This window comes from Paenibacillus foliorum, assembly GCF_013141765.1.
Classification (GTDB): domain Bacteria; phylum Bacillota; class Bacilli; order Paenibacillales; family NBRC-103111; genus Paenibacillus_S; species Paenibacillus_S foliorum.
Genome location: NZ_WHOD01000106.1, coordinates 20850 through 33666, shown reverse-complemented (window position 1 = coordinate 33666; position 12817 = coordinate 20850). Strand labels below are relative to the sequence as shown.

General features: G+C 44.2%; 11 protein-coding genes. 9 read left to right on the top strand and 2 right to left on the bottom strand.

The window, feature by feature from the left end; all coding sequences use genetic code 11:
- Window positions 1-76: 76 nt before the first annotated feature.
- Window positions 77-1066 (bottom strand): L-glyceraldehyde 3-phosphate reductase, encoded by a 990-nt coding sequence (gene mgrA, locus GC093_RS28625; protein WP_171655355.1) that lies wholly within the window; start codon window positions 1064-1066, stop codon window positions 77-79.
- A gap of 246 nt (window positions 1067-1312) precedes the next feature.
- Between mgrA and GC093_RS28620 the strand changes: the two genes are divergently transcribed.
- From GC093_RS28620 to GC093_RS28610, 3 genes are all read left to right on the top strand, one after another.
- Window positions 1313-1498 carry a hypothetical protein gene (locus GC093_RS28620; protein WP_171655354.1) on the top strand — a complete coding sequence of 62 codons (186 nt, stop codon included), beginning with the start codon at window positions 1313-1315 and terminating at the stop codon, window positions 1496-1498.
- A gap of 145 nt (window positions 1499-1643) precedes the next feature.
- Complete coding sequence (locus GC093_RS28615) at window positions 1644-3092, top strand: stalk domain-containing protein (protein WP_171655353.1); 1449 nt, start codon at window positions 1644-1646, stop codon at window positions 3090-3092.
- A gap of 225 nt (window positions 3093-3317) precedes the next feature.
- Window positions 3318-3836 carry a hypothetical protein gene (locus GC093_RS28610; protein WP_171655352.1) on the top strand — a complete coding sequence of 173 codons (519 nt, stop codon included), beginning with the start codon at window positions 3318-3320 and terminating at the stop codon, window positions 3834-3836.
- Between the two features lie 110 nt (window positions 3837-3946).
- Here the strand turns inward: GC093_RS28610 and GC093_RS28605 are convergent, their stop codons facing one another.
- Window positions 3947-4888, bottom strand: a complete 942-nt coding sequence (locus tag GC093_RS28605) for an aldo/keto reductase family protein (RefSeq protein ID WP_171655351.1) — start codon at window positions 4886-4888, stop codon at window positions 3947-3949.
- A gap of 340 nt (window positions 4889-5228) precedes the next feature.
- Between GC093_RS28605 and GC093_RS28600 the strand changes: the two genes are divergently transcribed.
- From GC093_RS28600 to GC093_RS28575, 6 genes are all read left to right on the top strand, one after another.
- Complete coding sequence (locus tag GC093_RS28600; protein WP_171655350.1) at window positions 5229-6197, top strand: aldo/keto reductase; 969 nt, start codon at window positions 5229-5231, stop codon at window positions 6195-6197.
- Window positions 6194-8197, top strand: a complete 2004-nt coding sequence (locus GC093_RS28595) for a GTP-binding protein (protein ID WP_171655349.1) — start codon at window positions 6194-6196, stop codon at window positions 8195-8197. Before GC093_RS28600 ends, GC093_RS28595 begins: the two co-directional genes overlap by 4 nt.
- Before the next feature lie 93 nt (window positions 8198-8290).
- Entirely contained in the window at window positions 8291-9169 is an 879-nt protein-coding gene (locus GC093_RS28590) for an aldo/keto reductase (protein WP_171655348.1), read from the top strand.
- Window positions 9170-9461: 292 nt separating this feature from the next.
- Window positions 9462-10400: a carbohydrate ABC transporter permease gene (locus GC093_RS28585; RefSeq protein ID WP_171655347.1), complete on the top strand. Its 939-nt coding sequence runs from the start codon at window positions 9462-9464 to the stop codon at window positions 10398-10400.
- Window positions 10401-10436: 36 nt separating this feature from the next.
- Window positions 10437-11270, top strand: a complete 834-nt coding sequence (locus GC093_RS28580) for a carbohydrate ABC transporter permease (RefSeq protein ID WP_171655346.1) — start codon at window positions 10437-10439, stop codon at window positions 11268-11270.
- Window positions 11271-11401: 131 nt separating this feature from the next.
- Complete coding sequence (locus GC093_RS28575) at window positions 11402-12778, top strand: ABC transporter substrate-binding protein (RefSeq protein ID WP_171655345.1); 1377 nt, start codon at window positions 11402-11404, stop codon at window positions 12776-12778.
- The last annotated feature ends 39 nt before the right edge of the window (window positions 12779-12817 follow it).

The window sequence follows — 12817 nt, the reverse complement described above, 5'->3', positions numbered from 1 at the left end:
ATTACTAATTTACAAAGTAGGAAACGCCAAGCTGCACAGGTTCGTGAGCTTGGCGTTTCCTATTTATGGGAATGGTTTACTTTAAAATCTCATCGATCCGACTAAGCTCTTCGCTGCTGAAATCCAGGTTGGACAACGCTGCAACGTTTTCTTCGATCTGGCTTACACGGCTGGCTCCGATTAATGCGGAGGTGACGCGGCCTTCACGCAATACCCAAGCGAGTGACATTTGAGCAAGGCTCTGTCCCCTTTCTTGGGCAACTTCGTTCAATTGACGAATTTTATTTATTTTTTCTTCAGTTACATCCTGTGCCTTTAAGAAGCTAGTTGGGTTGGAGGCTCTGGAATCAGAAGGAATACCCGTTAAATATTTGTTCGTTAGCAATCCCTGAGCCAGTGGGCAGAACGCGATACTGCCTACGCCATGCTCGCTCAGCACATCTTGCAGTCCATTTTCTACCCAACGGTTCAGCATGGAATATACAGGCTGATGGATAAGCAGCGGAGTGCCCAAGCGGTTGAGAATTTTAACCGCTTCTTCGGTTTGCTCGGCGGTGTAGCTGGAAATCCCCACATAGAGAGCCTTTCCTTGGCGGACGATTTGATCCAGTGCACCCATAGTTTCTTCCAACGGCGTATTTGGATCAAAGCGGTGGGAGTAGAAAATATCAACATAATCAAGACCCATGCGTTTCAAACTTTGGTCCAAGCTAGCGATAAGATACTTTTTGGAGCCCCATTCTCCATAAGGCCCGTCCCACATCCTATAACCAGCTTTGGAGGAAATAATTAATTCATCGCGGTATGGCGCCAAATCCGTTTTCATCATAGAACCGAACATTTCTTCAGCTGAGCCTGGGGGTGGTCCGTAGTTATTGGCCAGATCGAAATGTGTAATACCTAAATCAAATGCCGCTCTGAGCATTGCTCTTCCGTTCTCATATGTATCCACGCCCCCAAAGTTATGCCACAGCCCCAGTGATATTGCAGGCAGCTGCACACCTGATCGTCCGCTCCGGTTGTATTTCATTGATTGGTAACGCTCTGTTTTCGCTTGATAAGGCATTATGAACCTCCTTCGGTGGTTGAATCTGTCATCTTGTAGTGAATATCCATTTAAATCCTAAGCTACAAGACTTAGCTCCTCTAACTAGTATAAGGAAAACATAGTCCAAGGAAAAGTACTGAATTTATTATGACTTAGTAACATTTAGGTAAGCTATGCCGTTTATTATTCGATTTTCAGTTACAAAAATGGTAAAGTAGTAACTGTTGATTAGTTGTAGATGGATAAAAAGGAGATAACAGCTTCATGATTATTTTTCTCATTTTGTTTTTAATTTTGATGGGTTCTTTTTTTAGCGGAGCATTAGTAGCGTTTTTTCAAAAGAAGCTTAAGCTTGGTTTTTTGTTGTTGGTGCTTGGACTTATTACAGCGTTCTTCTTTTACTATTCCATTTATGCGGGTTGGATAACATTGCCGGAGCAAAAAGGATAGGGTGCACAGAGCTAAAGCGGCGAATAAACGTATTAGCAAAAAGACTATGCAATAGTAGTCTTTTTTTTTTGCAAGGACTCGTTTTTCCTTCAGGGATAGGAGCATTTATTTATTATTTGTAAAACGATCGAACGGAGCTGACAGGATGAAGCGTTGGAGAAAAAGAATGATTACCGCAAGCACAGTTATGATGCTGGCGATCTCATGGACAGGGAGTCATGCGGAGGCGAGCGAATCCGTCATATTTGACTCAACTACAATTCAAGCAAACGGGAAAAAATTTACGGTACAGATGACAACCATTGACCTATCGGATCCTTATCTTCGAGTTATGCCGATCACAGCGGAGTCAGGTATTGGGTATGTGGAAAGCTTTGCCGGTATGATAGAACGCAGTGGTGCGGTTGCAGGGATTAATGGCACATTCTTCGATGCTTATGAGGAGGATGAGAGCAAGCGGCATCCAAACGGATTGATGATTGAGTCCGGGAGCTTTGTTAGATCGGGAGAAAATGTGGCGCTAGGTATACGAACGGATAAAACGGCTCAGATTCATCCATTACAAACTAAGCTGAGCTTTAAAGTGAAACATAACAATAAAGTGTATACCGTAAATCCATGGGGAGTAAATACTTATTACGGTGATGATGCTGATCAGGTTGTCGCTTATACAAATGATTTTGCCCAACAGATTGACAGAGCTGGCGGTATGAAGGTTGTAGTTGAAGCCGGACGAATTACGTCAATGACAGAGGAAGCAGCAGCGCCTCCTGAGAATGGATATGTGCTATATATTGGACATAGTTCCAATAATGATAACCACCTGCTGCCTAATATCCATGTGGGTGATCAGGTTGAAGTAGAGGCGCTTGTAGCTGACAGTAACAGCAAGAGTACAGAAAGCGTCGCAGAAGCTTGGGAATCAGCCATTGGGGTGGGGCCGAAGCTCGTAACCAATGGACAGGTAGATGTAGATTTTGAAAGAGACGGATTTGATGATCCTAAAATTACTGGAGCTGCCAACACACGTAGTTTTGTTGGTGTGAATGGGGATGGACGGCTGGTTATGGGAACTCTATCCTCTGCTACAGCTGTAGACATGGCTCAAGCTCTTGTGGAGCTTGGATTGGTTGAGGCGATGAATATGGATGGGGGATCCAGTTCAGCGTTGTATGCGGATGGTTCGATGAAACGAGCTCCTGGCAGATTGCTGAGCAATGCATTAATAGTAAAGCGCTATGAAGATCCTCAGGTTCAGGTAATGGTTAATGAGCATTTCATAAATGAAAATCGCGGTTTTGTTAAGCAGGATGTGACGATGGTTCCATTTCGGAGCATATTTGAACGCATCGGAGCTGACTTCAACTGGGATGGTGAAGAACGCGTTTTGACTGCCAAACGAGGTACAGCTGAGCTGACGCTTCGACCTGATGTATCGGAGGCTATTGTAAATGGCAGGATGATTAAGCTGGAACAGGCTCCCGCGATAGTGGACGGGCATTTGTATATCCCCCTTCGTTTTGTTGGAGAAACACTGGGAGCGAAGGTTAGCTGGGATCAGGAGCTATACCGTGCAACGCTAGAGTTGAAGTAAGGTTAAGTGTCACTTAGATTTGTACTAAACAAACACACATTTAACGGGTCCTAGTCGAATATCCCAACCTTTTTATATCGTTTCGACATACATATACAGTATAGCAGAGACAAGTATCCTGTATGAGGTTGTTCAAAAAGTCTCACTTCTCGGTGTTCAAACGTTGATTTTTTGAATGCTCTCTGTGTGGTCATTTATACTTTTAAAAAGAAGGTAGGGAGTTCGATGGACAAGAAGAAACGGACGCGGGCTCAGCAGGCTTCTGTTAGCTCAACCAGAGGCGGTGCGTCAAGGAAAGCAGCAGCTTCTAAAGGTCGCAATGGTCGGGGCCCAGCAAAGGCTTATAAGCCCTATAAAAAGCTTGCAGCAAGACCCTCTAGAACAAATAGGAATTTCATAGAAGACGAGGATGTACTGGAACGGCAATCGGAGATGGAAGAAAACATGGAAGCCTCAGCAGCAGCCGCTCCAGCGAATACAGGTGCATCCGTTCTAGGCGGCTTCGGAGGGATTGATGGAATTATTTCCATGATGGGCAAAGCGAACCAAATGTTTAAACTTTTTCAGCAAATGGGACCTATATTCAAAATGTTCAGCATGTTCGGCGGTGGAGCGAAGTTATCGACAGCTAGTGTGCGTATGAACCGCATGAATCAGAAGAACCGTTCCTACAAGTTTAGCAGCAAGCCTATCGCTCGTGTAGGAGCCAATCGATCAGCAAGGATCTCAAGAACAAAACGTTAAACTATGTCATTTATGAATTGTATGTATAAGAAAAACCTTCAGGGATTGGGATTCCTGAAGGCTTTTTCAATAGGCGGCGCTCCATAGCGGAAGTATTGTTCCTTTATCGCTTAGCCCTGTAAAATGCTTTCAATAGAGTTAAGTACATCTTCAGACAGTACGATTCCTGAAGCGGCACAGTTCTCGGTGACCTGCTCCGGACGACTCGCGCCAACCAATGCGCTGGCAACATTCGGCTGTCTCAGAATCCAAGCTAAAGCTAATTGTGAAACCTTAATGTCAAGCTCATCCGAGATCTTAATCAACTGCTCGACTTTAGCCAAGGTGGATTCGGTTAGTTTATCATCCCCCCAGCTTTTGCTTGCAGCGCGGCTATCGGTTGGCACGCTTGCGCCTGCACGATATTTGCCGGTAAGAATGCCCTGAGCAAGTGGTGAGAATACAACCTGACTGATTCCTTTGGACATACCAGTAGGAATGACTTCTTTTTCAATATAACGGTTAAGCATGTTGTATACCGGCTGATTCACAATAATGCGGTCCAGCAAGTATTTATCGGCAATGGAAAGAGCTTCGACCATTTGTGCAGCCGTCCACTCACTTACGCCTACGTATAAGACTTTGCCTTGTGTCACGAGATCGTCCAAGGCGCGAAGTGTTTCCTCCAACGGAGTCTCAGGATCGAAGCGGTGGCAATAGTATAAGTCAACATAATCCGTGTTAAGCCGCTTCAGGCTGGCATGGCATTGCTCGATCACGTGTTTACGGGAAAGACCGCGGTCGTTAGGACCGTCACCCATAGGCCAGAACACTTTGGTAGCTAGTACATAGGAATCTCTAGAATAGGCGCTTAGTGCCTTGCCCATTACGAGTTCGGCTTCTCCGCGTTCATACACATTTGCTGTATCGAAAAAGTTAACGCCCAAATCATAGGCTTGTTCAATTGATTTAACAGACTTATCGTCTTCAACATAGCCTCCGTAGGTCATCCAACTGCCCAAGCTGATTTCACTGACTTTTAGACCGCTGTTTCCAAGCTTACGATATTTCATTGTAAAGCACCTCCAACTATTTTTTGGAACGTGATAGATTCAGTGCTCATTATAATTAACATTATGAGGTTTGTTAAGTACTGAATATATATTGCCTTACTAACGCCCCCGTGCCATCCTTACCTCTAGGTAACTTAATTAAGGCTAGGTCACTCCTTATATTTCAACGAGTTTTTCTATAAAATATGTAAGTAGGGAATCAGAGATCATATATTCAAAGAAAGCTTCGCCGATGTTAAACTCAATAAAGAGATCACGATACGGTTATTCTTTAGCAAATTTGAGAGAACGCTTACGAACTCGGACTTGCTAAAGTAAAACCCATAGGAGGTTATTAAAAATGCAATATCGTACATTAGGAAAAACGGGGATTCAGGTATCCAGCTTGTGCTTTGGAACGATGTCGTTTGGGGGAAACGCAGACGAAGAAACCTCACGAGCCATGTTTCAGAGATGCCGAGAGGTTGGTATTAATTTTTTTGATTGTGCCAATGTCTATTCGGGGGGACGTTCAGAGGAGATCCTCGGCCGCTGCATTGCTGATTGCCGTGATGAAATTGTTCTTACATCGAAGGTTAGTATGCCAATGGGCAGTGATGTGAACGCACGCGGGATGTCGCGCCGCAATATTATGCTGTCTGTAGAACAAAGCCTGAAACGATTGGGCACGGACAGGCTTGATTTATATTTCATCCATAACTTCGACTCCAATACGGCGATGGAAGAAACATTGCGTGCTTTGGACGATTTGCAGCAGCAGGGTAAGATATTGTATCCGGCGGTAAGCAACTGGGCAGCCTGGCAAATCGCCAAAGCGCTTGGTATTTCGAATAAAGAAGGCATAGCGCGCTTCGAGTGCATTCAGCCGATGTACAATCTGGTTAAAAGACAGGCTGAAGTAGAAATTCTGCCGTTGGCTGAATCCGAACAGGTAGGTGTTATTTCTTATAGCCCATTGGGTGGTGGACTTCTAAGCGGTAAATACAGCAAGGATAAGAAGCCGGTGCAAGGCCGACTTGTTGAACAGGCGATGTACGGTAAACGTTACGGTGAGCAATTGTATTATGATGTTGCAGAACGTTTTACCGAATATTCGGCTGAACGCGAGCTTCATCCCGCAACTTTAGCTGTTGCTTGGGTTATGTCTCATCCAGGAGTTACGGCGCCGATTATCGGGGCCCGCAATCTGGAACAGCTGGAACCGTCGTTAGCAGCTTTGGAGATCCATATGACACCGGAGTGGCGTAAGGAGATAGATGCGCTATCGATCACGCCGCCGCCTGCGACTGACCGCAGCGAAGAGAAATGAAGCTAAGGAATATAGGCATCGTTGCTCATGTCGACGCTGGTAAGACGACAACAACTGAGCATATGTTATACGAAAGCGGACGAATCCGCAGTCTGGGTAGAGTTGATATGGGAACAGCACAGACGGATTGGCTTGATGTGGAGCGGGAGCGGGGCATTTCGGTACGGGCCGCAACGACCGTATTCGAGTGGAAGGGCATCAAAGTTAATTTAATAGATACTCCGGGTCATGTGGATTTTTCCTCAGAGGTGGAGCGGGCGCTGCGTGTTCTGGACGGTGCTATCTTAATAGTGTCAGCCGTAGAAGGGGTTCAAGCTCATACGGAAACATTATGGAATGCTTTGCAGACACTTCAGATTCCTACCCTAATTGTAATTAACAAAATGGATCGGACGGGCGCTTCGGCGCAGCGCGTTCTGAATGAAATCCATTCGGTGTTAACTCCTGACGCTATTCCTGTTCAGAGTTATTCAGGTGAGGAAGAAAATTTTAATAAGGTTAATAGCTTGTGGGATCTTCCACGTACTGGAAATGGCAAAAGTCAGATTAATCCATCCGTGGAGCAAGTGGATTATGATTCCGTTTTGGAGAGAATGGCTGAACATGATGAACAGCTAATGAAGCATTATATAGAAGGGGAAGAGGTTCCCCGACAAGAGTTGTATGAGCGTCTATGTGTAATGGCTAGACAAGCAAGGGTTTTTCCTGTTTTGTTTGCCGCGGCGAGTAAAGGCATTGGCATAAAGGAATTGATGGATGCTGTGTTATCCTTCTTACCTTCTCCAACCGGCAAGGAGGATGATCCTTTATCTGGTGTTGTTTTTAAGCTGGAACGTGACAAGGTAATGGGGAAAGTGGCGTTAGTCCGATTATATGCAGGACGTATTCAGAATCGCGATATGGTTCACAATACAACGCAAGAGCTGGATGAGAAGGTAACGCAAATTCGAGTAATTCATGCAGGCCACTATGAAGATGTCGGCGTGCTGAACGCAGGTGATATCGCAGCTGTCTGTGGGCTTAGCCGCGTGAGAATTGGAGATATTATCGGGAGCGCTGCATCCGTGCCCCCTGTGCACAGCCTGACGGTTCCGCTGCTGACAGTACAGGTGCACCCGGTGAGCGATGCCGAATACCCTCAGCTTGTAGCTGCGTTGCAGGAGCTTGCTGACGAGGACCCGTTGCTGGATTTACAATGGCATCAACAGGAGCGGGAGCTGCACATTAAGATTATGGGTCCAATTCAGCTAGAAGTTCTAACACATCTGTTGCATAGCCGCTTCGGACTCAGTGCTGAATTCGGGTCGCCAAGTGTTATCTACAAAGAGACTCCATCAAGCGCTGGTTTGGGGTATGTGGCTTATACAATGCCCAAACCGTGCTGGGCGATACTGCGGTTTCATATTGAACCAGCGCCGCGAGGCAGCGGACTTCAATATGCTTCCCAAGTGAAACCGGAAGACCTGCTGTATAGCTACCAGAATGAGGTAGCAAGACGGGTGCCCGAAGCATTGATGCAGGGCTTGCTAGGTTGGGAGGTTACTGATCTGCGAGTGACCTTGGTAGAAGGGCAGCATCATGTTTGGCATACACATCCATTGGATTTTGTACTGGCCACACCAATGGGGATCATGGATGGACTGGCACAAACAAAGACAACACTTCTGGAACCTTATCTGCATTTCAGAATTACAGCGCCTGAGGAAGTTAGCGGCAAAATTTTAAATGAGTTAAACCTCATGCGCGCTGTATTCGATTATCCAGTTATAGCAGGCGAACGCTTTACAGTGGAAGGGCTAGTACCTGTTGCAAGCTCGCTGCAGTTCCCAGTGAAATTAAGCACATTAACCGGTGGACGGGGTACCTTTACGGCTCGATTTGACAGCTACCGAGAATGTCCTCCAGGAGTGGAAATAGCTAGGACTCGCAGAGGCGTGAATCCACTTGATACATCTAAATACATTCTTAGTATGCGAAGCGCATTAGGATCTACCAGATAGACTTTGATAATATACTTTAAGAGGTTGAAAAGTTGACTTTTTGAACACTCACTTAAGAAGTGAGTTCATAGAAAATTGGAGGAGGGAAGTAAGATGGAACAACGAAGAATAGGACGTCTAGGCAATCCCAGATCGGTTGTTATGTTTGGCGCAGCCAGCCTTGGCAAGGTGACTCAGGAGGAAGCAGATGCTTCAATCTCGTATGCTTTACAGCAAGGTGTCAATCATTTCGATACAGCGGCAAGCTACGGTGATGCAGAGCTGAGAATGGGACCGTGGATGTCAAAGGTCAGAAATGATATTTTTCTTGCAACCAAAACAGGCGAACGTACGAAGGAAAAAGCCAAGGCCCAAATTCATCGCTCTTTAGAGCTGCTAAAGGTCGATAATATCGATTTGCTACAGCTTCATTCAGTTGGTACTCTAGACGAATTGGATAAATGTACGGAGAAGGGCGGAGCTTTGGAAGCTGCACTCGAAGCTAAGGAAGAAGGCATCGTGAAGGCTATTGGGATTACAGGGCATGGGCATCTAGCTCCAGCTACACATTTAGAGGCTTTGCGTCGTTATTCGTTTGATACCGTGCTGCTGCCTTTGAACTATTACTTGTATTCTCTTCCTGACTACCGTGAGGCGTTCGACAAATTAATTGAGGAGACGGGAAAACAGGATGTGGCCGTGCGAGTTATCAAAGCCATTGCCAAAGGCCCTTGGGCACAAGAGCAGGAACGTGGTTATGCAACCTGGTATGAGCCGTTCGATAATCAACAAATCATCGACGCCTGCGTCCAGTTCGTATTATCATTCCCAGGTGTGGCGGGTTTTGCAACCGCTGGTGATGTTCATCTCTTCCCTAAAATTGTTGACGCAGCTCAAAGATATGGTTCGATGAGTGATGAGGAGGCTAGGCGGATTCTTAGTGGTATCAGTGGATACAGCTCACCGTTCGGAGCACCGACCTCTATAGCTTAACAAGTAAACATATAAACAAACGGCCATCCATCAGGGTGGTCGTTTATTTGTTGTGTGCTGAAATAACCATTTTTCGACTTACGAATAATATTCAAACCGTTATTGATTAGAGTGATTATTAATGTGAGGTAATATTTTTATTGCCAAGTGTGGAATGATAAAGGTGTTCAACTTTCATGATATTGATAAGAAAAGTCAAAATAATTGTCAATGTGATCAAAATAGCGTTAAAAAAAGGACATCAATATTAATTATAATATAAACAACATTAACGAAGTCGAGGTGATCACGCATGAATTCCAATCCAACCGCTAATCCTGCGGAAAATCGGATAACCAAAAAACGCAAAAGCGTTTTGCAGCGTAAGGAAACTTTAGCCGGATTCTTATTCGTGAGCCCTATGTTGATTGGAGTTACAGTTCTTGTACTAATTCCGATCATTGCCACATTCATTCTAAGTTTTTCCAATTGGAATTTCATTATGGGATTCGGTGGATTTGAATGGGCAGGACTGGATAACTTCAAGAAGCTATTTCATGATCCGACATTTTTGAAATCATTTCGCAACAATGCCGTTTTCCTGCTGACCGTTCCAGCCTATCTGATCATTTCATTGGTGCTGGCGATCCTGATTGACAAGCAGGTGTATTTCAAAAGCTTTTTTAAGGTAGCTTATTTCATGCCTTATATCTCAAGCGTTGTGGCTGTAGCTATCGTATGGCAAGTACTATTCCATCCTTCTATGGGGCCTGTCAATCAGTTTCTTATGTCAATTGGAATCTCCGATCCGCCTAAGTGGATTGCCGATCCGGACTATGCGCTCCTTTCTGTAATGATGATCTATGTGTGGATTTCAATTGGTTTTAATTTGATTGTGTATATCGCAGCTTTACAGTCGATACCGAAGGATCTATATGAAGCAGCTGATATAGACGGTGCAAATGGCTGGGTGAAATTTAAAAGTGTTACTTTACCGATGCTCTCCCCAACTACGTTCTTCTTGATGATTACCGGCTTTATTTCTACCTTTAAGGTGTTTGACTTGATAGCCGTTCTGACACAGGGTGGACCCGTGCAGTCAACCAGCTTGCTCGTATGGTATATGTATGATGCAGCCTTCACTAACTTGAAATTAGGATACGCCTCTGCTATGGCCGCAGTGCTGTTCTTATGCGTATTAGTAATTACCGTGCTTCAATGGATTGGTCAGAAAAAATGGGTTAATTATTAAAATTCGACGAAGATTTATGGAAATGGGGGAACTAACATGAGGGAGCCTCTTAGCCTCAGAAAGGTAATAGTGACCATTATTATGTTTGTGGTCAGCATATTGTTTCTTTTGCCATTCTTTTGGATGCTGTCTGCATCCTTCAAGATGGAATCGGATGTGTTCAATTTTCCAATCGATTGGATTCCACAGCAATGGAATGCAGTGAAAAACTATACGGAAGTATGGTTAGGTAAATTTCCATTTTATCTATATTATTGGAACTCGATTAAAATCGCTATAATCACAACTGCCATTTCTGTTATTGTTTCCAGTATGGCTGCCTACGGCTTCTCCAAAGTTCAATTTAAGGCAAGCAAATGGTTGTTTTTAATTGTTCTAACCACTTTCATGGTGCCTGGACAAGCTACTTTGGTTCCTCAGTTTATTTTATACCGTTATATCGGGCTGTTTGACAGTCATTTAGGACTTATTCTTCTTGGCAGCTTTAGTGTCCTAGGTACATTTATGCTACGGCAGTTTTTTATGGGGCTTCATAATGAATTTATTGAGTCCGCCAAAATTGATGGCGCTGGTCACTTTCGCATCTTTTGGTCCATTGCGCTGCCACTTGTCCGTCCATCCATTGCCACCTATGCGATTCTTCGCTTTATCTGGACATGGAATGATTATCAGAATCCATTGATCTTCTTAAGAACGGATAAGCTGTTCACAATTCCGCTCGCGATGCAAAAGTTTACTTCGTTAAGCGGTGAATTTTACTCTTTAATTATGGCAGCAGCTGTATCCTCCATACTTCCTTTGTTAATCATATTTATCATTGGTCAGAAGAGTGTTATCGAGGGTATTGCATCAGGCGGGGTCAAAGGATAAGAGGAAAAGTCAAAAAAATTGTAAAAAAGTCAATTTACGAGCATGGATTCACGTGCTCGAATTGATACAATTTCGTTGTAAGCGTTATACAAAACAAAAGTTTGACCCAAAACAAGGAGGGTTTCAACAACATGAACAAAAAGAAACTAGGCACAAGTGTAGTAAGTGGTTTGGTAGTAATGGGTCTATTGGCAGGTTGTGGTGCAGGTGCGGGTACTGATCAGAAGAAAGAAACTGAAGGTGCAGCAACTGGTAAAACAACCGAGCTTCGCTTCTATACTTTTGGTACCGAAGGTAATTACAACTGGCAGAAAACAGTAGCTGCTTACCAAGAGAAGAACCCGAACATTAAAGTTAATGTTATCGGTCTGAGTGAAAAGGGCGATACTCAGGAAGCTTTGAAAAAGCTTGATCTGGCCGCGGCATCTGGCGAAGCGATGGACGTTCTAATGTTCAGTGATCCTGCAGCCTATGCACAGCGTGTATCACTAGGAATGGTAGCACCGATTGATGAATACATCGCCAAAGATGGCTATAAAGTAAGTGAAGATTACAAGGTTGATACCATGCTGAATGGTAAATATTATGCCTTGCCAGGTAAGTTTAACCCTTGGTACGTCATCTTGAACAAAACAGCATTGGATGCTGCCGGACTAGCCGTTCCTAAGGATTGGACATGGGATGAGTTCATGGACTATGCTAAGAAGCTGACTAAAGGCGAAGGCAATACTAAAGTATACGGTACGTACTTCCATGGTCCACAAAATGGCGGTTGGTTGGATTATGCAAAGCTGGCAATGGAAAATCAAAAGGAAAACCCTGAATTTATCAAAGCGGATGGTACCTCCAATTTGGATTCCCCGCTGTTCAAGAAATCATTGGAGCTTCGTATGAAAATGGAGAAAGAAGATAAATCAGCTACTCCATACGCGGATATGCTTTCCCAAAAGCTTAACTACCGTACCCAATTCTTTAATCAAAAAGCTGCTATGATCTTGACAGGCAGCTGGATGAATACAGAGCTTGGCGGTACAGAACAGGTTCCTTTGAACTTCAATGTAGCGATTGCTCCTTACCCTAAGAACAATGCTGCTGATCCAAGCGGCTATACTCAAGTAACTACAGACTATATGTCAGTAGCTGCAAACTCCAAAAACAAAGAAGAGTCGTACAAATTTATTCGCTGGTTGACTACTGAGGGAGCCTTGATTCAAGGGAAGAACGTTCCATCATGGAATAAGGTTAAGGCTGAAGATCTTAGTAAAATTACAGATGCGATTCTAAGCGGCACAAAAAATCCTGAGAAGGTTGACAAGGCTTCTCTGAATACTGTTCTAGCTAATTCTAAGGCATCTGCCATTGTACCACCAGTTTCTTACCAGGCTGAGGTTTACAAAGCAGTGAATGAGGAATTCGAGAAAATGATCTTAGGTAAACAGGATATTGATGCAGCTGTAAAAGCTTCACAAGACCGTGTTAAGGGTATTATTGACTCTAACAAAAAGTAATCTGATATACTAAAGATATAAAGCAACATGAGGGGACGG

Bases quoted from the DNA above. Each gene is read 5' to 3' on its own strand.
- mgrA (WP_171655355.1), bottom strand. From the start codon at position 1,066: ATGCCTTATCAAGCGAAAACAGAGCGTTACCAATCAATGAAATACAAC.
- GC093_RS28620 (WP_171655354.1), top strand. From the start codon at position 1,313: ATGATTATTTTTCTCATTTTGTTTTTAATTTTGATGGGTTCTTTTTTT.
- GC093_RS28615 (WP_171655353.1), top strand. From the start codon at position 1,644: ATGAAGCGTTGGAGAAAAAGAATGATTACCGCAAGCACAGTTATGATG.
- GC093_RS28610 (WP_171655352.1), top strand. From the start codon at position 3,318: ATGGACAAGAAGAAACGGACGCGGGCTCAGCAGGCTTCTGTTAGCTCA.
- GC093_RS28605 (WP_171655351.1), bottom strand. From the start codon at position 4,888: ATGAAATATCGTAAGCTTGGAAACAGCGGTCTAAAAGTCAGTGAAATC.
- GC093_RS28600 (WP_171655350.1), top strand. From the start codon at position 5,229: ATGCAATATCGTACATTAGGAAAAACGGGGATTCAGGTATCCAGCTTG.
- GC093_RS28595 (WP_171655349.1), top strand. From the start codon at position 6,194: ATGAAGCTAAGGAATATAGGCATCGTTGCTCATGTCGACGCTGGTAAG.
- GC093_RS28590 (WP_171655348.1), top strand. From the start codon at position 8,291: ATGGAACAACGAAGAATAGGACGTCTAGGCAATCCCAGATCGGTTGTT.
- GC093_RS28585 (WP_171655347.1), top strand. From the start codon at position 9,462: ATGAATTCCAATCCAACCGCTAATCCTGCGGAAAATCGGATAACCAAA.
- GC093_RS28580 (WP_171655346.1), top strand. From the start codon at position 10,437: ATGAGGGAGCCTCTTAGCCTCAGAAAGGTAATAGTGACCATTATTATG.
- GC093_RS28575 (WP_171655345.1), top strand. From the start codon at position 11,402: ATGAACAAAAAGAAACTAGGCACAAGTGTAGTAAGTGGTTTGGTAGTA.